Source organism: Rothia sp. HMSC061D12, assembly GCF_001836735.1.
Lineage (GTDB): Bacteria > Actinomycetota > Actinomycetes > Actinomycetales > Micrococcaceae > Rothia.
This window is the reverse complement of sequence record NZ_KV830305.1, coordinates 972520-993136: the sequence shown is the minus strand read 5'-3', so window position 1 is coordinate 993136 and position 20617 is coordinate 972520. Positions and strand designations below refer to the sequence as shown.

The 20617-nt window shown below is 63.3% G+C and carries 11 protein-coding genes; 5 read left to right on the top strand and 6 right to left on the bottom strand.

Annotated features, from left to right (window positions below; genetic code table 11):
• Positions 1-38: 38 nt before the first annotated feature.
• From HMPREF2682_RS03810 to hemB, 3 genes are read left to right on the top strand one after another with little or no spacing between them, the layout of a single operon-like run.
• Positions 39-1172, top strand: a complete 1134-nt coding sequence (locus tag HMPREF2682_RS03810; protein ID WP_070831589.1) for a hydroxymethylbilane synthase — start codon at positions 39-41, stop codon at positions 1170-1172.
• Positions 1173-1177: 5 nt separating this feature from the next.
• Positions 1178-2044: a uroporphyrinogen-III synthase gene (locus HMPREF2682_RS03805; RefSeq protein WP_070831587.1), complete on the top strand. Its 867-nt coding sequence runs from the start codon at positions 1178-1180 to the stop codon at positions 2042-2044.
• A 35-nt stretch (positions 2045-2079) separates the two neighbouring features.
• A complete protein-coding gene (gene hemB, locus HMPREF2682_RS03800; protein ID WP_070629876.1) occupies positions 2080-3081 on the top strand; it encodes a porphobilinogen synthase in 1002 nt (333 codons plus the stop codon).
• 91 nt (positions 3082-3172) lie between these two features.
• On the opposite strand, the gene HMPREF2682_RS03795 is transcribed toward hemB, so the two are convergent.
• From HMPREF2682_RS03795 to HMPREF2682_RS03775, 5 genes are all read right to left on the bottom strand, one after another.
• A complete protein-coding gene (locus tag HMPREF2682_RS03795; protein WP_246827244.1) occupies positions 3173-4267 on the bottom strand; it encodes a transcriptional regulator in 1095 nt (364 codons plus the stop codon).
• 242 nt (positions 4268-4509) lie between these two features.
• A complete protein-coding gene (locus HMPREF2682_RS03790) occupies positions 4510-5691 on the bottom strand; it encodes a sugar dehydrogenase (protein WP_070831581.1) in 1182 nt (393 codons plus the stop codon).
• Positions 5692-5723: 32 nt separating this feature from the next.
• On the bottom strand, positions 5724-7073 hold the full coding sequence (gene hemL / locus HMPREF2682_RS03785) for a glutamate-1-semialdehyde 2,1-aminomutase (protein ID WP_070831578.1): 1350 nt from the start codon (positions 7071-7073) through the stop codon (positions 5724-5726).
• Positions 7074-7283: 210 nt separating this feature from the next.
• The gene (locus HMPREF2682_RS03780) at positions 7284-8651 is read right to left on the bottom strand and encodes a threonine/serine exporter family protein (protein ID WP_070831576.1); all 1368 of its coding nucleotides are present in this window, start codon (positions 8649-8651) and stop codon (positions 7284-7286) included.
• A gap of 151 nt (positions 8652-8802) precedes the next feature.
• On the bottom strand, positions 8803-9498 hold the full coding sequence (locus HMPREF2682_RS03775) for a 3'-5' exonuclease (protein WP_070831573.1): 696 nt from the start codon (positions 9496-9498) through the stop codon (positions 8803-8805).
• A 192-nt stretch (positions 9499-9690) separates the two neighbouring features.
• On the opposite strand from HMPREF2682_RS03775, the gene HMPREF2682_RS03770 reads away from it, so the two are divergent.
• A complete protein-coding gene (locus HMPREF2682_RS03770) occupies positions 9691-13551 on the top strand; it encodes an ATP-dependent DNA helicase (RefSeq protein ID WP_070831570.1) in 3861 nt (1286 codons plus the stop codon).
• Positions 13552-13619: 68 nt separating this feature from the next.
• Positions 13620-18404, top strand: coding sequence for an ATP-dependent DNA helicase (locus tag HMPREF2682_RS03765; RefSeq protein WP_070831567.1), 4785 nt, complete (start codon positions 13620-13622; stop codon positions 18402-18404).
• Between the two features lie 1019 nt (positions 18405-19423).
• On the opposite strand, the gene HMPREF2682_RS03760 is transcribed toward HMPREF2682_RS03765, so the two are convergent.
• Positions 19424-20425 (bottom strand): phosphotransferase, encoded by a 1002-nt coding sequence (locus HMPREF2682_RS03760; protein ID WP_070831565.1) that lies wholly within the window; start codon positions 20423-20425, stop codon positions 19424-19426.
• Positions 20426-20617 lie beyond the last annotated feature (192 nt).

Here is a 20617-nt window from a genome sequence, read left to right as displayed (position 1 = left end):
CCTACGGGCTATCACACACATCACCGACAAGGAGAGATATGAGCCATCACGAGTACATCTTGGGCACCCGCGGGTCTGCTCTCGCCCTGACCCAAAGCCGTATTGCCGCTGAAACCGTCACCTCCCTCTACACCGAACACCAGGCACACCACGGCGCCGCAGATGCCGAGGTCGTGGACTTCACCCTGCGCACCGTCAAAACTGAAGGTGACGTGCTCACCGGACCCCTGGCAACCCTCGGCGGTACCGGCGTATTCGCTGCGGCACTGCGCCAGCGTCTGCTCGACGGCGAGAACGCCTCCGAAGAAAACCGCGTGGACATGGCAGTACACTCCCTCAAGGACCTGCCCTCCGCGCCCTGCCCCGGCCTGGTGGTCGCCGCAACCCTCAAGCGTGAAGACCCCCGCGACGCCCTCGTGGCACGCGACGGCCTGACCGTAGACACCCTGCCCGAAGGCTCCCGCGTGGGCACCGGCTCACCTCGTCGCGCCGCCCAGCTGCGTGCCCTGCGTCCCGACCTCGAAATCGTGGATATTCGCGGCAACGTGGGCACCCGCATTGGCCGTGTCAAGGGCCTGGAAGAGCACGCCGGTAAGCAGGTCGTGCTCCGCCAGAACACCGAAACCTCCGAACGCGCCGACCACGGCGTAGGTACCGAACGCAGCGGCGACTGCGACGCCGTGGTGCTCGCCGTCTCCGGTCTCAAGCGCCTGGGCAAGGAACACCTGATTACCGAGTACCTTGACCCCAGCCGCATGCTGCCCGCCCCCGGCCAGGGCGCGCTCGCCCTGGAAGTGCGCGAAAGCGAATTCGAGAACCCGGACCCCGCTGTGCTCTCCGACGCTGAGGTGGCACGCCCGGTCCGCGCCCTCGGCCGCGCCCTGCTCGCCGCAAACCACCACGAAACCCGCCTCGCCGTCAGCGCTGAGCGTGCCCTGCTGCGCCGCCTCGAAGCCGGATGCGCTGCCCCCATCGGCGCGTACGCGCAGGTGGTCGAGGGCGACCTGGTGCTCAACGTCGTGGTGGCGTCCCCGGACGGCACCGACATGCTGCGCCACACCTCCGCAACCGCCGAACTGGATGTGCCCGGCGCCGAACGCCTGGGCGTGCGCGTGGCGGAAGACCTGCTGCAGATGGGTGCCGCCGCCCTGGCTGGGCTGGAGGCGAAATAGGCGTCATGTCTGCCGACAGCTCGCAGACCCACCGGGGGTTTGAATCCCCGCGCACGGTTCTGCTGACCCGCTCCGCCGCCCAGGGCGCCGCCTTCGCACGCGTCCTCGCCGAAGAATGTGCACAGAATGGGTTGGGGGAGCCCCGGGTACTCTTCGCCCCGCTACAGCAGGCACGCACCGTCGAACCGGACGCAGACCACGCCGCCGCGCTGGCGGCGCTCGCCTCCGGTCAGTACGCGTGGGTGAGCTTCACAAGCGCCAACACGGTTCGCGCCTGCGCCGAGCTGTGGGGTGCGGAGTTTGCCCGCGCCTGCGCGAGCGGGGGAGTGCGCATCGCCTGCGTGGGTGCGGCAACCGCCCGCGCCGTGCACGCCCAGCTGGGGCTGGGCACGGATTTTCAACCGCAGGTGCAGAGTGCCGCCGGTATGCTCGCGGAGTTTGAAAAGCCTGCAACCGAGCCCGCCGCCGTGCTGGTTCTGGAAGGCTCCAACGCCCGACCGACCCTGCGCGAGGGCCTCAAAGACCTGGGCTGGGATAGCCACCGCTGCGTGCTCTACGACATGGTGCCCGCCGAGCAGGTGGCGCCCGGCGAGCTGAGCCTTGCCGCCGCCCGCGCACTCGTGCAGGGGAGTACCGTAGATGTACCCGCACCGGATGTGCTGGTGGTGACCGCCCCCTCCCGCCTGCACGCCCTGCTGGACGGCACCCCCGCGCTAACGCCTGAATCTGTGCCTCCCGATTCCGTGCCGCCGGTGGTGGCAATTGGGGCGAGTACCGCCTCTGCATGCCGCGCCCTGAACCTGCGCTACGTGCAGGCCGATTCGCCGTCACCGCAGGATTTGGCGCGCGCCGCTGCATCCCTCATCTACTAAGACCACATATTTTTATCGAGTTTTCAGGAGAGATCATGAACCTCACCCGCCGCCCGCGCCGTCTGCGCACCACCGCAGCCATGCGCTCCCTCGTCGCTGAGACCACCCTGCGCCCCGCGCAGCTGATTCAGGTGTTCTTCGTTCGCGACGGCATTGACGAGCCGCAGCCGATTCGCTCCATGCCCGGCCAGTACCAGCACACCCTGGAGAGCATCATTCCCGCCGTGCGTGAGGCGTACGAGGCGGGCATCCGCTGCATTGACCTGTTTGGCATTCCCCGCGATGAGGATAAGGACGAGGTCGGTTCGACCGCGTGGGATCCGCAGGGCATCCTGAACCGTGCGATTGCGGTGTGCCGTGAGGAGTTCGGCGACGACCTGGTGGTTATGGCTGATACCTGCCTGGACGAGTTCACGAGCCACGGCCACTGCGGCGTGCTGGTTGATGACGGCCACGGCACCCTCGTGGTGGATAATGATGAGACCGTGGAGCTGTACTGCAAGATGGCGGTTTCGCAGGCTCGTGCGGGTGCGCACACGGTGTCCCCGTCGGGCATGATGGACGGCCAGATCGCGGCGATGCGCGCTGCCCTGGACGAGGCTGGCTTTGAGGATGTGTCGATTCTGGCGTATTCGGCGAAGTACGCTTCGGCGTTCTTCGGGCCGTTCCGTGACGCGGTGGAGTCGACCTTCAAGGGTGACCGTAAGACGTATCAGCAGGATCCGGCGAACCGCCGCGAGTCGCTGCTGGAGGTGCGCGCCGACTTGGAGGAGGGCGCGGATATGGTGATGGTGAAGCCTGCCGGTAGCTACCTGGATATTGTGCGTGAGGTGGCGGAGTTTTCGCCGGTGCCGGTGGCGGCGTATCAGGTGTCGGGTGAGTACGCGATGATTGAGGCGGCTGCGGCGAACGGCTGGATTGACCGTAAGGCTGTGGTGTTGGAGTCGCTGCGCTCGATTCACCGCGCCGGTGCGGACGTCATCCTGACCTATTACGGTACGGAGGCGGCAGGCTGGCTCCGCGAGCTGGACGCCTAAATCCCTCCCTCTTTGAACGCTGAGAAGCCACATGTGTTTCGAAAAGCCACTTCTTTGGTGGCTTCTCGAAACACATGTGGCTTTTCGCTGTTTATGATCGTTCCTCCGGCTCTTCGCTGACGGGTTTGTACCCGAGGGAGGCACACACAATGTTGCCGTTGGTGAAGTATTCCGTGAGCTTCTCACGGTCGGCGGGGGAGCGTAGGTACGCCCAGCGTTCCTGCTCCAGGTAGAAGGCAACCTGGGAGGTGAGGCAGACGACGCGCTCATCGTGCACCGCCACAATGTGCCTGCGCAGCCACGGCATGCGCTTGGCGAGGTTCGGCGGAATGAAAGACGGCACCTTGATTTCTATCTGCCACTGCGACGGCTCGTAGAAGGTCGGCTTGATCTGTTCGGGGTTCTTCGGGAAGACACAGAACTCCACAATATCGGGGTAGCTGTACTTCTTCGCGGGGAGGAAGAGCCGCCCGATGTAGAACGAGTCGGGGTTGAATAGCAGGTACCGCCTCATATGAACCCACCGAGTTACTGCGGTTACGGTGGTAACAATTGCCAGCGTTATGGATGCGCCACCAATGGGCATAGGGCGGACACCCAGAATCGTCCAACCGACCAGCGAGTAGAAGAAAACGATGAGAGCCAGAACCAGCACAAAGTGGGTTTCAACGTAGAAATCATTCTTTGCTCGAACCGGTTTAGCTTGAGGATGAGCCCCATTCGGCACAGCAAAAATGTTTAGACGCATCAATGCTGCGCTATAGATTTGAGGCAATCCGGCTGTAATGTCATCCGCGTCGATGCTGCGGGCTTTACGCCAGGTACGGCGACCTGAACGTGCACCCACGAACACCATGTAGAACGGCAACAACAGCGCCGGTAGCAGAATGCCATTATGGGCAATATCTGTGTACAGACGAAAGATGGATCGTGCGACAAGGCATGCCCACACATACATGAGCACGTGGAACCACGCCTCAATCGAGGAGATACCGTATACGCTATCGATTTCTTTGCGGGCGCGGGTGAGGTTAGAGCGCAGTTTATGTTTTGGTAGCGGGTTACCCTCCAGGGAGCGACGTTCGGCATACCTCATTGCATTGTTGACGGGAGAGCCGTAACGGGCGATGTAGAGCTCTTTTGCTTTCTCCGTGGTGATGGTTGCCGGATGGGTGATAGCGGGCACTACGCATAACCCTATGTAAACGATAAAGGCGATGAGCCATATGTAGCGTACTGGCTCTAGGGGCATCCCCAAAGCGCTTAGCTCCATGAATTGTCCTCTCTACGTTGTCGGTGATGGTGTGTTCGTGATGGTGTGTCTACGGTGCTGAGAAGCCACATGTGTTTCGAAAAGCAACATAAAACGTGGCTTCTCGAAACACATGTGGCTTCTCGCGGTATAAGAGCGGTATTAGAGCAGTCCGCTTACTTGTACTGCGCCTTCTGGAAGGACGCGCGGCGTGCCGCCTCCTCCGCATGCTTACCGGCAGGCTTGTACCCCATGGTCGTGCAGATGACGCGGCCGTCCACGAAGTACTTCGCCAACATTTCACGGTCCGCCGGCGAGTCCAGCTGCGCCCAGCGTCCCTGCTCAATATTGAATGCAATCTGCGCCACCAAACAATCAATCTGGTGATCATTCAGCGAATAGTTGTGCTTGCGGCCGCCGGGAAGCAGAATCTCCAGCTTCCACTGGCTCGCGTCCTTTGGGTTCAGCTTGATAGCGTCCGGGTTCTTCGGGTACACACGGAATGCGCGAACCTCAGAGTAGGGGCGGGACTTCGCCGGAAGGAGCAGACGCCCAGCCTGGAACGAATCCGGGTTGTACAGCACGTAATCGCGGTTATACATCAGCAACATAATCAGCAACGGAATGTACGCCGCCGCCAAGAACCAAGAAGCATGACCGATATAGATTGCTTCCCAATCCTCGTCGATGCTCCAGCCAGCCAGCGAAACTAAGAAGACCGAGGCGAGCAGGAACGCAATACCACCGAGGATCCAGTAGGCGGTGCGGTCGTCACGAATCGGCTCCACACCCGGCACGGTGCCGCGCACACGGAACGGGGCGCTCAGCTTACCCAGCGTCGCCGAGTAGATGCGCGGCATGCCCAGCACACGGTCGTCCTTACTGTATCCGCGGGCCGCACGCCAGTGGCGGCGGCCAATACGCGCACCCAGGTACACCATGAGGAACGGCAGAAGCAGCGCCGGCAGTACAACGCCGTCATACACGATATCCCAGTACAGGGTAAAAATGGAGACCGCCACAATCCAGCCCCACAGGTACATGACCACGTGGAACCAGCCGCTAAACACGCCGGCGCCCTCTATGGAATCCAGCTTCTTCTTCGCCTTCTTCGTGGCGCTACCCTTGCGGGAGGAGCTCAGCGGCGCACCCATCGCGGTGCGTTCCGCGGTGGCGCGGCGCGCCTCATCAACGGGCGAACCGGACACCTCAAGGTACAGTTCGGCTGCCTTCTCCTTCTTGATGGGCACCGGGTAGGCGATATCCACCAGCAGGCACAAGCCCAGGTACACCATGAAGGCGATCAGCCACACGTCGCGTAGCTGCTCCATAGGCAGTCCCAGAGCGCTCAGATCCATGAGCGGCTCACCTCCTTACGTCTCTCAAACCCTTACGCGGAGGCAGCCGCGGCGGCTGCAGCCGGAAGAGCCGAGATGATACGGTCCATCGCCTCATCGTCGTGTGCGGCAGAAACGAACCATGCCTCGAATGCGCTCGGCGGCAGGTACACGCCGGATTCGAGCATGGAGTGGAAGAACGCGTTGTATCGGCTGGTTGCCGACGCCTTGATGTCGGCGTAGTTGTGCACGCCCTCCTGAGAGGTGCCAAACGCGACCGAGAAGAGGTTACCGGCGCTCTGGATGGAGTGGTCCACACCGGCGGCGTTGAACGCCTCGGTCAGAGCCTGCTGCAGCTGGGCGCTACGCGAATCCAGGTGCGCGTAAACGGCGGCATCAGCGAGGGTCAGGGTCGTAATACCCGCCGCGACGGACAGCGGGTTACCGGAGAGGGTGCCCGCCTGGTAGACCGGGCCGACCGGTGCCAGGTGCTCCATGACCTCACGCTTACCGGCCAGGGCAGCGATGGGCATACCGCCACCAATGACCTTGCCGAACGTGAAAATATCGGGAACCCAGCCGCCATCCTCGGGAGCCGCGTAACCCCAGTAACCAGCCGAAGACACACGGAAACCGGTCAGCACCTCATCAAAAATGACGAGCGCACCGTTCGCGTGAGCAATCTCGTGCAGGCCACGGTTGAAACCGGGCTCGGGGGTCACCACGCCCATGTTGCAGGGCGCCGCCTCAGTAATAATTGCGGCAATCTGACCCTCATGGTTCGCGAACGCCTCACGCACAGCGTCCAGGTCGTTATAGGGCAGAACGATGGTCTCCGCGGCGGTTGCGGCAGTCACGCCAGCAGAACCCGGCAGCGCCAGGGTAGCCACACCCGAACCAGCCTCAGAGAGCAGCGCATCCACGTGACCGTGGTAGCAGCCCGCAAACTTAATAATCTTGTCGCGACCAGTCACACCACGCGCCAGACGAATCGCAGTCATGGTCGCCTCAGTACCGGTGGACACCATACGCACCTGATCAATAGCGCCAGGAATCACCGCGTTAATACGGTTGACCACCAGCTCAGCCAGCTCAGCCTCCGGCGCGCTCGCCGCACCAAAAGACAGGCCGCGCTCAGCCGCCTGCTGAACAGCCTCAACCACCTGCGGATGCGCGTGACCCAGAATCGACGGACCCCACGAGCAGACCAGGTCAACGTACTCGTTGCCGTCCGCATCGTACAGGTACGCGCCCTTAGCCTTCGCCGCAAACGCAGGAGTGCCGCCCACAGAATTGAAGGCGCGCACCGGGGAATTCACACCACCGGGAATCACCGCGCGAGAACGCTCAAAAAGCTTCTCACTGGTTTCATGATGCAGCGGGTGAGTAGAAGAGGAAGTCATCGTATCGGTGCCTTTCAAACGAGAGGGCGAACTAAAGAATTACAAGGGACGACGCACGGCAGGCGACAGAGCCCGCACGTTACTAACGTCCCGTACCCTAACCATCATAGGTGCTACAGATGAACCGCAGGTGACAAGCACCTGAACGTACCGAAAGGTGACGATAAAACACAACAAACAAGTTAGGGAACAGAGAGGATGCGCAACGCGCTAACGCAGGTGCCGGTCAGTGTCCAGACGGTTGAGCACCTGAGTGTCCTGATCAAACAGCCAGTTCTTATCAAAGAGCAGACGCACAAACGCCAGGCCCATACCCAACGCCATGAAAATCAGCAGGGACTGCACGAAACCGCTCGCCGCCGAGTACATGTCACCGCTAGCAAAATGCGACATCGAACGGTAGAACGGAACACCCGGAACCATCGTCACCACCGCCGGAACCGACAGGGAAATACGCGTGTACTTACGCTGATGCAGCGGCGCCACAATCTCAGCCAAAATACCCACACCAAACACGGCAATCGTCGCTGCCATATGCGCGGGCATACCCGCCTCCACCATATGAATACGGATGGGGTTCGCCACCGCTGCAATCACGCCGCCCCACACACACGCCACCGGGGAAGCGGCAAAAAGCATCGCGAAGCCAGCCGCCGCAACACCCGAGGAAAGCACCTGCAACACCAAATACAGGGTCGGGTCAAGGTTAAGAGGCGCAGGAGCCGCCAACGGCAGGTGGAAGAGTGAACCCAAAACCCACACCGCAAATGACGCACTCAGCAACAACAAACCCACATAGGTTAGACGCGAAATACCCGCCAAAAAGTCCATGCGCGAAATATCGAGCATGCCCGTCACCATGGGGAAACCAGGCACCAAGAACAGCACCGACGAAATGAAACCAATCATGTGGTTCGGGCTAACCCAACCCGCCGCAACCAGCACATTAACAATCGCAATGTACAGGCCCGCCGACAGGAAGCCACACGCCATCCACGTCGCCAGGTGGCTCACCCCACGCTTGAGCAGAGTCGAACGCAAAAACTGGCCGGCACCCGCCGCGAAGAACACCACCGTGCACTCCACCAGGCCGCCACGGTTCAAGAACGCGAACCCGGCACACGCCACCGCCGACGCCAACGCCAGCATCCAGCGGGTGTACAGCGGCTTCGCCGAATCGATAAGGTCCAGCTCGGCGTTCGCCTCCGCAGGAGTAATCTTTTCAGGAAGCTCAGAAATAAACTTGCCCAACTGATCCAGCTTATGAGCGTTAATGCCCATCGTGCGCTGCTCAGCCACCTCAGTACGGAAATTACCCTCCGTGTACGAAGAGGTCGAAATCTCGGTGAAGGTCACCTGCGCGTGATGCTCCTTCAACCCCACAGCCTTTGCCAAACGCGCCATCGACGCCTTAATACGGTATGCGCTCGCACCCGACTTCATCAGGATGCGGCCCAGGCGGAGCACCACCTGCGACTGCGCCACCAAATGCTCATGAGCCAGACGGGTAGACCCCAGATAAATACTGCGCGTATTAGTGTCAGGGTACGGCTCGGTAGTGCGGGGCTGATCATCCATGAGAGGCCTTCCGGGTCGTGCTATTCACGTGCTATTCGTGTAGGTGCGGTTACCTTCTAGCATAGGGGAGAAGCCCAAACGGGGATAGTGTCAGCCCGTCAGTAAAGGAGAGGTGTTTGGGGATGCTGCCTAGGTTTTTAGCGGCGCAGTTTTATCGGCGCACGGGCCAGCGGCCGTCAATGACCTCAGATTCCTTACCCGGCTGCGTACGCAACCACGCTTGGAAGCTCGCCGCCTGCTCCGCTGCCCACTGAATCTGCTGCTCGTGCAGCTGGTGCGCATCCACGTTGAGGACCTCGGGGAACTGCTCGGTGAGCTTCACCAGCAGACGCTCCGCCGCCAGGGCATCATCGGCGGAGGTGTGCGCGTTCTCGAGGGAGACGCCGTACTCGGCGGCAAGAACCTCCAGGGTGCGCTTGCCGCGTTTACGCGGAATCACATGCTTATGCAGAACGTACGGGTCGAGCACCACACCGGGCGGCAGCTCGCCGTTTGCAATATTGTGGCGCAGCATCTCGTGGTGCAGCACAGAGAAGTCGTAGGCGGCATTGAACGCAATAATCGGTACACCATCAATATTGAGCGCACCAATCGCGCCGGCAAGCTCCCACACGACCTCGCGGGCGGGACGGCCGTGCTCGCGAGCGTACTCGGTCGTAATACCGTGCACGGCGGCGGCACCGGCGGGAATCTCAACGCCGGGGTCGGCAAGCCACTCGCCACGGCGCACCACATTACCCTGAGGGTCCAGTAGGATCAGGGAAGCAGTCACGATGCGGGCGGTGGTGACGTCCACACCGGTGGTTTCAAGGTCAAAAGTGGCGCGCAGGCCGTTCATCCAGGTCATGCTATAAGACTAACCCAGCGGAGAAGGAGGCGCGCGCCCGGTCGTCACGCGGCTATGGATAAGCCCTCGGCGGAGCAGCATATTAAGCCCTGGGAGCGGCATATTAAGTCACCGAGGCGGCACATAAGCAGCTGACGAGCCCACATGACCGCCCACAAGGTACAACCGCGCTACAGCCGATAGACTGAAACCATGACAACCCAACTTCTCACCGGCATCCCCGGAACCGGTAAAACCCACCACCTCACCCAACGCGCCCTGCGCTACCTCGCCGACGGGAACGACCCCGCCCGACTACTCATCCTCGCACCCACCCGCACCGCTGCAACCCGCATGCGAGACACCATCGCCGCATCCAGCGACCGAAGCCTCTCCGTAGCACCCACCCGCGCCTGGGCAGCATACGCCTTCGACCTGCTCAAACGAGCCCAAACCCGCGGGCTGCTCAGCGGCGTAGAAGGCAACCTCAAACTCCTCTCCGGCCCCGAGCAGGACGTCATCATCGGCGAACTGCTCGCCAACCACGCCCAAGGCATCGCACCCGGCCCCACCTGGCCCGACGTACTCCGCGACGCCCTGCCCACCCGCGGATTCCGCCACGAAATCCGCGACTTCTTCGACCGCATGGCAGAATACGACCTCACCGCCGAAGACGTACACGCCCTCGCCACCGAACACAACCAGCCCGCCTGGCACGCCCTCGCCCAACTGCACACCGAATACCGTGCCGTGCGAGCCCTCCGCGCCAAAAACGCCTACGACCCGGCAGTACTCATTAACGATGCCTGCCGGCTGCTACTGCGCGCCCCCGAATTCCTCGCGGAAGAACGCCGCCGCTACGACCTGATCCTCATCGACGACGTGCAGGAACTCAGCCCCTCCATCTACCGGCTGCTGCGCCTCATCGCCGCAGAAGTCGCCCCCGCAGACGCCGCGCACCTGACCGAAACCCACCCCGACCTCTTCGCTGAAGGCCCCCAGGTTGTCATGACCTACAGCGATGAAGCCGTCGTCCAGGGCTTCCGAGGCGCCCGCCCAGACCTCGTCACCACCCTGCAGGCAAGCTTCCCGAGCATGCGCACCCGCACGCTCACCACCTCGTACCGCCTGCCCGCTCTCATGATGCCGCTCGTGGCAGACATTCGCCGCCGCCTGCCACGCTACACCCGGTTTGTGCCGCTCACCGCTGAACAGGATAGGGCGAAGAATGGTGTGCAGGGAGGCGCAAAGAACAGTGCGCCCGCAACCTTTGGACGCATCAACACCACCCCCGCCGACGAAGCCCTCACCTGGGGCGCCGCAGACGAACCGCTGCTGCACCTGGGCGCCGACGGCAAAATCCTCGACCCCGCGCACTACCGCACCGCACCCGCCGGCGTGTATAAGTATGCGCTCTCCAGCTCTCAGGACGAGGCGAACCTCATCGCCCAAATGCTGCTCGAAGAACGCATCTACGGCAACCACCCCTACCGCGAGTCCGCCATCATCGTGCGTAGCAGCGCGGACGTGGCGCGCATCCGCCGCGTGCTCTCCTCGAACGGTATTCCCTCGCGTACCTCCGCGGCGCTCGTGCCGGTGCGCGACGAGCCCGCCGTACGCCCCTTCCTCGACGCGCTCAGCCTGCTCGTCTACGCCCGCAAGCGCGGCGAGAAGGCACTCAATCCCGCCGTGCACATGCCCGCCGCAGAAGGTGCAGAAGGTACGGAGGCGGCCGAGCGCAGCGGTTACGAAACCCTCAGCGCAACCGAAGCTGAAGAGCTCATGCGCCGAAGCCTCGACGACGTCATCGCCGAAGAAAGCCGCGCCAACCCCCTCGGTGGCGCGCAGAGCGCCATCACCCTGCTCACCTCCCGGCTCGGTGGCGCATCCAGCATGGACGTGCGACGACTCCGCCAGCAGCTACGATCCATCGAACTGCAAAGCGGCGGCCACCGCCCCAGCGACGACCTGCTCCTCGGCGCCCTGCTACACCCCGAAACCCTCCCCGAAGAGGGCGTAGGACGCGCCGTGCACCGCATCGCAGCCGTGCTCTCCGCCGGACGTAAAGCACTCGCTCGCCCCGAATCCACCAGCACCGAAGTGCTCTGGGCGCTCTGGGAAGCCAGCGGCCTCGAAAAGACCTGGGTCGCCCAGTCACGCGGCGCAGGCCCCGACGCCGATGCCGCCCACCGCAACCTCGACGCCATGATTGGTCTGTTCGAAGCTGCCGACCGCTTCGACGAGCAGATGCGCGGCGCCGGTGCCGAGCAGTTCCTCGATTTCATCGACGCGCAGGACCTACCCATGGACACCCTCGCCGCCCGCGGCGTACGCCAAGACGCGGTCGAGATTCTCACCCCCGCGCTCGCCGCAGGTCAGTCCTGGCGCACTGTATATATATGCGGTCTGCAGGAAGGAACCTGGCCCAACACCACCGTGCGCGGCTCCCTGCTGAGCACCGGCGACCTTGTGGACCTGTGCGATGCGCGCCTCCGCCAGCGCGCCCAGCAGGCAGAACAGCAGGCGGGGGAGAGCGAGCAGCCTGTGCCGCCCGCCCGCATCCGCAGCTACCCCGAACGCGTGCGCGACACCCGCCACGACGAGCTGCGCATGTTCGCCGTCGCCGCCACCCGAGCCAGCACCCGCCTCGTGCTCACCGCGGTACGCAACGACGATCAGGCACCCGGCGAGTTCTTCGACTTCGTGCTGCCCACTGACGCGGTCGGCGACTCCACGGACGTGCCCATCACCCGCGTGCGCCGCCCCGCGACCCTGCGTTCCCTCGTGGCGGAGCTTCGCCGCACCCTCGTTGAGGAGTCGCTGAATGCCATGCGTGCCGAAGACGCTCAGGACGGCGCGCCGATGCACAACGCACCGGAAGAAGAGGCGCCCACCCCGGAGGCTTCCGCATACCGACTTGATGCCGCCTCCCGCACTCTGGCGCGTCTGGCGAATGCGCAGGCACCCGGCGCCGCTCCCGACGAGTGGTGGGGTCTGCTGCCGCTTTCTAGCACGGAGCTGCTCTTTGCGCACCGCCCGGCAGATCACGCTGAGCTGGACGAAAACCACGGCGAAGACGACGAAGAACACGGTGAAGAACAGGCCGAAAACCCCGGCCGCCGCACGATTACGCTCTCGCCCTCGCGCCTGGAAACCATCCACAGCTCCCCGCTGGACTGGCTGGTTTCCGCAGCCCGCGCGGAAGCCCAAACCGACCTGTCCCGCTCCCTCGGCACGCTCGTGCACGCCATCGCCGAAGAGTACCCGACCGGCACCCTCGAAGAGCTCCAAACCGCCCTCGACGAGCGCATTAGCTCCCTCGGCGTGCCCGCCCGCAAGGAGGACGAAACCGACGAAGAGTACCGCGAGCGCGTGCCCTGGGAATCCTACGCCCTCTACGAGCGCGCCAAGCGCATGATTCTGCGCCTGAGCTACTACTACCGTCAGCACATGGGTGACGCTGGCTGGCAGAACCTCGGTGTTGAAGGCTCCTTCGCGGTACGTGTGCCGGTGCCCTTCGACCCTGCCGGTGAGGTCGGCGAGCTGGATGCGCTGCTCACCGGCCGTGTGGACCGCCTCGAGGGTACCGCCCCGGCTGAGGACGGCACCCGCCGCTACGCCATTGTTGACCTGAAAACCGGTAAGTCTAAGCCGACTGGCTCGGAGATGGAGACGCATCCGCAGCTTGCCGCCTACCAGATTGCGGTGGAGGCTGGCGCGGGTGAGCAGCTGGAGGAGCGCTACCGTGCAGAAGCCGCCGCCCTGGAGGTGGGCGAACCGATACCGGATGCCCGCCCCCAGGAGCTGGAGTACACCGGCTATACGGGTCGTTCCGGAGGCGCGGCGCTCGTGCAGCTGGGCGCCTCGGGCGTGAATGACGAGAGTAAGACTCGCCTGCAGGTTCAGCCCGCCCTGACGGAGCACGATTCGTGGGCGGCTGAGCTGGTGCAGCACGCCGCGGAGCTCATCGCCGGTGCGCAGGTGCAGGCTCGTCACCGTGAGGGCGGCTATGGGTGCCGTCTGCCGGAGATTTGCCCGATTTGTACGCGCGGCCGTCAGGTGACTCAGCCCTAGCACCCCTGTTCTTTCGATATCACTCACCCCGAACCTCCCATGAGAATGATCCATGAGGAAGAGGAATCATGACTGACTCTGGCGCATATGGCGCTGATATGCAGGGCGTTACTACCCCCGGCGCTCACCCCGGTTCTGGCACCGGCATGCTCACCCCCGCCCAGTGGTGTGAGCACAATAGCTGGCAGCTGCCCAACGGCGTGCTCTTCTCGGCTGAAGCCGTCGCGAACGACCCCGCGCTGAAGCCTGCCGACTACCGCAGCGCCCTCGACATTGCCGAGATGCTCAACGGCGCCGACGGCAAGAAGCCGACCCCCGAGCAGATCCGCATGATTGAGGCGGGCCCCGCCCCGACCCTCGTTATTGCGGGCGCAGGTTCGGGTAAGACCGCGACCATGGTTGACCGCGTGATTTGGCTGGTCGATAACGGTTTTGTGCGCCCTGAAGAGGTGCTCGGCGTGACCTTCACCCGCAAGGCGGCAACCGAGTTGCGCAGCCGCATGCGTGCCGGTCTGAACACTCTGCGCCGTAGCCGCCGCGTCGCCCCGAGCGATGAGGAGCTACGCGAGGGCATCGCTGACCCGACCGTGCTCACCTACCACTCCTACGCGAATAACCTCGTCAAGGAGTACGGTCTGCGCTTGGGCGTGGAGCAGGACGCGCAGATGCTTGGCGATGCGCAGAAGTGGCAGCTTGCCGCGCAGATTGTGCAGTACTGGGAGGGGGAGCTTCCCCTCGATAAGGACGGCGTGCCGGTGTCTGCGGCGACCATGATTAACCAGATGCTGCAGCTTTCTGACGAGTGCGCGGAGCACCTGGTGGAGCCGCAACAGGTTATTGACTTCTGTACCGAGCAGTTGGCGGCTTATGCGGCGGTGCCCGAGCCTCGCCGTGAGACGAAGACTGAGAGGGACATTCTGAAGGTTCAGCGTCTGCTGCGTAACCGCCGAGTGTACGCGCGCATGGCGATGAGCTACGCCCGCGTGAAGGCACGCATGCAGGTGCTGGATTTTGGTGACCTGATGCGTTTTGCCGCCCGTATTGCGGAGGCTGACCCGGCGATCCGTGAGGGTGAGCGTGCCCGCTTCAAGGTGGTTCTGCTGGACGAGTTCCAGGACACTTCGCACGCGCAGATGAGCTTGTTCTCCTCGATTTACGGTGCCGATGAGGCGGCGGGTATTCCGGCGCATCCGGTGATGGCTGTGGGTGACCCGAAGCAGTCAATTTACGGTTTCCGTGGTGCCTCGGACGGTCAGATGTTCAGCTTCTACCGTCATTTCCCGACCGCGCATGTGCGGCCGCTGTTCCTGTCCATTGCGTGGCGTAACGACATTTCGGTGCTGAACGCGGCGAACCACGTGGCGGAGAAGCTGAAGGAGGTTCCCGAGTGGGTGCGTGCCGCCGACGGCGATATTACCGCCGCTCAGGTTCCTGACCTGCGCCCGCGCTGCGCCCTGGTGGGGGAACCCGGTTCGCCCGCCTTTGAGCAGGCTGCCGCGGGCATGGTGGGGCGCGTTGATTTGACGTACCACGACTCTGACCGCGAGGAGGCTGTGGCTATTGCCGAGCGTATTGCGGCGATGCGTGCGCAGGCGGTGCGCGAGTATGAGCGCGCCTACGCGGCGCATCGTTCCGGTGATGGTTCTGTGCGTCCGCGTTTGAAGATGCCTGAGATTGCGGTGTTGGCGCGTGTGCACGGTCAGCTGGACCCGATTCGTGTGGAGTGTGAGCGCCTGGGTATTCCGGTGCAGCAGGTGGGCCTGGGCGGTCTGCTGTCCCAGCCGGAGGTTGTGGATTTGGTGTCGGCGCTGCGTGTGCTGGCTGATCCGAACCGTTCGGATGCTCTGGCGCGCCTGCTGACGGGTGCGCGGTGGCGCCTGGGCGCGGCGGATATGTTGGCGCTGGGTGATTGGGCGCAGTCGCTGGTGCGTGAGCGTGAGCGTGCTCTGCGTGAGCAGATGGCGTTGCGTATGCTCACGGAGGCTGAAGACGCTGACAACGCCGAAGATATCCGCTTGGAGACAGAGCATCTGCGCGCCGCCCAGGAACGCCTGGACGAAACCCTTAAGGGCGCGGTGGAGGACTCCTCCGGCTACGCCTCCCTGATTGAGGCGGTGGAGAACCTGCCGCAGGACGGACCGGACGGCGAACCGCTCTACGGTGAGCACTACCGTGGTCGCCGTTTCTCCCCGGCGGCGCTGGAGCGTCTGCGTGCTTTTGCTGAGCAGATGCGCGTGCTGCGTGCCGGTTTGAGCGAGGACTTGGGCACGCTGCTGTACGAGATTGAGCGGACCATGCTGCTGGATATTGAGCTGGCGGTCCGCCCGGGTACCGACCCGCTGGGTTCACGCGCGAACCTGGACGCTTTCCACGAGGTTGCCGCTGCCTACGGCATGTCGGCGCCGCGTATTAACGCGATGATTTACGCCGGCTCTGACGGCGTGAGCGCGGAGGAGGGCGACCCGGGTGCGCGCCGCTTCCTGCTGTCTTCGGGCGGCGTGAGCTACGTGATGGGCTTCCTCGCGTGGCTTGAGCGTGCCGATGATGAGGAGAAGGGCCTGGCGCTGGGCGCTGTGGAACCTGACCCGAACGCGGTGCAGCTGATGACCATGCACGCCGCGAAGGGCCTGGAATGGGATCATGTGCTTCTGCCGGGCCTGTGCGGTAGTGCGACCGGCGGGCAGACCCCGAACCTGTGGCAGATGTCGGCTAATACGGCTCTGCCCTGGCCGCTGCGTGGCGACCGCGAGTACCTTCCGTCGATCCTTGAGACCCCGGAGGAGATTACCGCCTTCGAGAAGGCGAAGGACCTTGAAGACTACCTTGCCACGCATAAGGACGACGCCACCGAGCACACCGGCATGGAGGACCGCCGCCTCATGTACGTGGCGATGACCCGTGCCCGTAACCTGCTGGCGATGAGCGCCTACCGGTGGAAGAGCACCGCCGCAACACCCCAGCCGGTGCAGCCCTTCTGGGAGGAGCTGCTGGAGATGCTCTTCAAGTCACCCATAGGTCTAGACGCGCCTTCTGTGCGTTTCCAGGAGACGATAGACGAACCCTGGGCGGCACCGCAGCTGGTGGGCATGGGCCTGTCTTATACGATGCCGAACCCCGCGGACAAGCGCAAAAAGGTGCATCTGAACCATGTGCGCCGCTGGGCTGAGCAGCTGGCTGAGTCGAAGTACCGCCTGGCGGAGCCGGTGACCCTGGTGCACGGCACGGTCGTGGACCCCTCGAACCTGCCGCCCGCACCCGATGAGGCGGCACTGCTGGAGGAGCTGGAACGCTACCCCATAGACGCCGACGAGCTCACCCCCGGGCAGGAGGAGGCGCGCGCGGCCGCCCAGGCAACCTACGTCGAGCAGGTGCAACGCTATGCCTGGGCGCTGGTGGAGGCGATGGCTCCCGCCCTCGCGCGGGATTGGCAGCTGGCGGCTCTTCATACCCGCGCCCGCACGGTGGCGGAGAACTGTACCCGCCTGAACCTGCCGGTGCCCGAGTGGGTCATTGAAGCCACCGAGCGGGAGAAATGGCGTGAGGCGCAACCGCCTCAGCCCGGTTTCTCACCGACGGTGGCGGCGGCGCTGCCGATTGAGGTGCGCGGCCAGTTCGCCCAGAAGAACTACGAAGACAGGAACCCGAACCTGGGTGCGGTGCTGACCGCCATGTGGCCTTTTGACCCGCTGGAGCGCCCTGTGATTTGGCGTTGGGCTTCTGACGACGCTCTCACGCAGGGTACGAAGGCGGTGCTTCGCCGCGGCCAGCATGAGCAGCTGGAGCGTGAGATTGCGATTAACTCCTCGAGCCGTCGTGAGGCGGTGGAGCGTGCCGCCCTGGCGGTGGAGCTCGCCACCGGTGAAGACGACCCGCAACAGAGCGCGGAGGTAGCGGGGGAGAGCGTAACCTACCCCGCACCCGACTCTGCACCCGCCGCACATGCTGCGTCTGCTACACACGGCGAGTCCGCCATTCCCGAGCCCCTGCGCCAGCAGGCGGTGGACTGGGAACGCGAAGCCGACCTGCTGCTGCTCATGATGGGCCAGACCGACCCGGTGCTGACCGAGCAGCTGCCCGGGCACCTGTCCGCCTCCACGTTCATTCGCCTGAGCGAGGACCCGCAGGGCACGGTGCATCAGCTGATGCGCCCGGTGCCTCAGCGTCCCTCGCGTGCGGCAACGATTGGTACGGCGGTGCACGCCCTGATTGAGGAGCACTTCGGTGTGGTTCCGACCGCCGACCCGCTGGAGGCACCCGAGGCAGAGGATACGGTGGGCGTTTACCTGCCGGGCTCCGCCTCCGTTGCCTCCGCCGCATCAGGTGCACCCGCTGAGTCTGCAGACCCCGCCGACCTGCAGGAACAGGCGCTGGGGGAGGGCTCCGAGGAGTTCACCTTTGAGGATGCCTACGAGGAATCCGAGAGCGAGCTGGACGCCTCCGTGCAGCGCCTCTGGGAGCGCTTTGCCAACAGCGAGTGGGGTAGCGACGAGTGGAAGGAACGCATCTGGGCGGTCGAGTACCCGGTCGAAACCCACATTGAGGGCGTAAGTCTGCGCGGCCGAATCGACGCGGTGTTCCGCACCGAAGACGAGGACGGCGAACGCTGGGTCCTGGTGGATTGGAAGAGCGGTTCCCGCCCGAAGGCAGCCTCGATGCAGTCGCGGCGTTTCCAGCTGGGTCTGTACCGTATCGCATTCTCCCGCATCATGGGCGTGGACTCGGAGCGTATCAGCACCGTGTTCGTGTACCTGGGCGGCAAGGGCGTTGCGGAGGTGTGGGATCACCAGATTCGCGGTGGCCTGCCCACGGAGGCGCAGCTGGCGAAGGTGATTCGTGAGGCGCGTAAGGGCTAGGCAACCGGGCTAACCGGTAGAGCTAGACAGTATGCGCTCGCGCGTTAGCTTGAACCAATAACCGCATATAGAAAAGCAGCTCACGGAGGCATTACGTCTCGTGAGCTGCTTTTCTGTGTGGACTTTTCGTGTTAACGGCAGAGGACGCCTCGTTACCCCACTGCATTAGGGTAAGAGGCGTCCTCAGCCGCTGAAGAACTATAGAGGTACTTCGTGCCCTCGCACGCTCCGGGAAAGAATCGCGCCGAACGACTGCCGCTCTCGCGGCCTCACTCGCGCCGCCGGCGCCCCGTGGGGTTTGCGTGCGTCTTTACTCTCAAACACAACCTCGAAAGTAACTCTATAGATTTCTGCCATCGGTGATTGGTTGCGCGGTGCATGAATCCGGCTCGGGTCTGACATGACCGGTCAGAGTCCCGTCCAATCTGTCTCCCCAATTTATCGCTGCCACGATATCAGCGCTGGTCAGTGCGCTATGGGGAGTGTGTCCGCTGGTTTTCTCGCGGCACAGCAAAAGTATTCCAGGAGTTTTTGAAAAAATCTACGGGCAAAGTTTTTACCCTAAAATGCACCATTTTGAGCATGGTTCAAGGTGAAGTTGAGGCTCTGTGGACTCTCAAAACCAAAAGTTGGTTTTTGTGGGTTTGGGGTGTAATTGCACCCGGGAAATATTGTGAATGGCACCTTTAGCGCACCTTCAACTCTCAGCCTTAATCTGAGTCATTCATGCACAAAAATGCAAAACTGGTGCTCAAAAAGTGTCGGAAAACACTTAAATAAATTTTGATAAAAAGCCGTCAAAAGCTGCTCCACTTGCCCTTATAGGTATCATTCCGCCGGTTTGACAGACACTCTGTAGAGCTGATTTCGTCGGGTGCCACGCATGCTTTAACTCCTGCAGATACTCACCCGGATGCAGTTTCAGCCCCGCAGTGCAGTACTGCGGGGCTGAACTGAAAAACCTATGCGGCAGGTGACACCCTGGCTGGCGGCAACCTGGCGGGTACCTACCCTAACGCCTACTCGGCGGGACCGACCAGCGGGCCGACCTCCTCCTGTCCGAGCAGTTCGCCGGAGGCACGCAGGTCGTCCTGAATGTCCAGGAGCATGGACACTGCGTGGGTTGCGCCGTCGCGGTCGCCCACCTCCACGGTGTGGGTGAGCCACTGGGCGATCGCGAACTCTGCGTAGAAGTTCGCGCGCTGCGCCAGGTAGGCGTCGGGCAGCTGAGGCATCTGCTGGCGGTACACCTCGATTGCCTCGTCGGTGAAGTCGATGTCCTGGCAGGAGTACAGCCAGGCGAAGTCCTGCGCGGGGTCGCCCACGTGCACATCGGACCAGCCGGTGACCTCCACGATGCGCGCCGTCGAGGGCGTGACGTGCAGTACGAGGTTCTCGGCCCCCATGTCACCGTGGACCACGCGCGGGCGGAACTGCCACATGGGTCCGGGGGAGAGCACAGCGCGCCAGTGCGCGAGCAGGTCGGCGGGTACCTTGCCTGTTGCGGCGGCACGCTCGAGCTCGGCGTTCTTGCGCAGGCGAATCTGCTCCGAAGAGTAGGAGGGCAGGTCAGCCTCGTAAATAATGTCTTCGGGCATCACGTGCAGGGTCGCAATATCCTTGGCGATGATGGACGCCAGGGAGGGGCGGTTCGCCGCAACTTCGCGGCGGCTCAGCTCGGCGAGCTGGTCTACGTCGTAGATGGTGCCGGGGATGTGCGTGTACACAAACACGTTGCCGCCCGCGTACGGTACGGTGCCGGCAACGGTGGGTACGGCGAAGGGCAGTCGGGCACGCAGGCCGGGGCTGAACGACTGCAGGATGAGGTGTTCAGCTTCCAGGCGCATGCTGGCGTCGGGGCGGCGCGGGGCGCAGACTCGCCAGCGGCGACCGGTGGAGTCGGCGATGATGGCCGAGTCGAAGTCGTCGCTGTCTTCGCGGACCGGTTCGGCGCCGACGGGGTAGATCCCGGGCACTCCGGCGGAGACAATGGCTGCTAGCTGAAGGGGAGATAAAGTCACGGGTTAAGGTTACCAAACCAATGTGTGCCGTTTAGTAGTTTTTGCGATCTTTATGCCAAGTGGTGAAGATACTTGTGGACAAGCCTAAATACACTCGGTGGTGGTTGCTTGCCTCCGGCTCCCGGAGGTTCCGCTATCTGCCTGCCGCCTCACGCCCTGAATGAAAGAAGCGACGGCTAAGAAGCCCCGGTG

Excerpts from the sequence above, each read along its gene's own strand:
- HMPREF2682_RS03810 (WP_070831589.1), top strand. The coding sequence starts at position 39 with ATGAGCCATCACGAGTACATCTTGGGCACCCGCGGGTCTGCTCTCGCC.
- HMPREF2682_RS03805 (WP_070831587.1), top strand. The coding sequence starts at position 1,178 with ATGTCTGCCGACAGCTCGCAGACCCACCGGGGGTTTGAATCCCCGCGC.
- hemB (WP_070629876.1), top strand. The coding sequence starts at position 2,080 with ATGAACCTCACCCGCCGCCCGCGCCGTCTGCGCACCACCGCAGCCATG.
- HMPREF2682_RS03790 (WP_070831581.1), bottom strand. The coding sequence starts at position 5,691 with ATGGATCTGAGCGCTCTGGGACTGCCTATGGAGCAGCTACGCGACGTG.
- hemL (WP_070831578.1), bottom strand. The coding sequence starts at position 7,073 with ATGACTTCCTCTTCTACTCACCCGCTGCATCATGAAACCAGTGAGAAG.
- HMPREF2682_RS03780 (WP_070831576.1), bottom strand. The coding sequence starts at position 8,651 with ATGGATGATCAGCCCCGCACTACCGAGCCGTACCCTGACACTAATACG.
- HMPREF2682_RS03775 (WP_070831573.1), bottom strand. The coding sequence starts at position 9,498 with ATGACCTGGATGAACGGCCTGCGCGCCACTTTTGACCTTGAAACCACC.
- HMPREF2682_RS03770 (WP_070831570.1), top strand. The coding sequence starts at position 9,691 with ATGACAACCCAACTTCTCACCGGCATCCCCGGAACCGGTAAAACCCAC.
- HMPREF2682_RS03765 (WP_070831567.1), top strand. The coding sequence starts at position 13,620 with ATGACTGACTCTGGCGCATATGGCGCTGATATGCAGGGCGTTACTACC.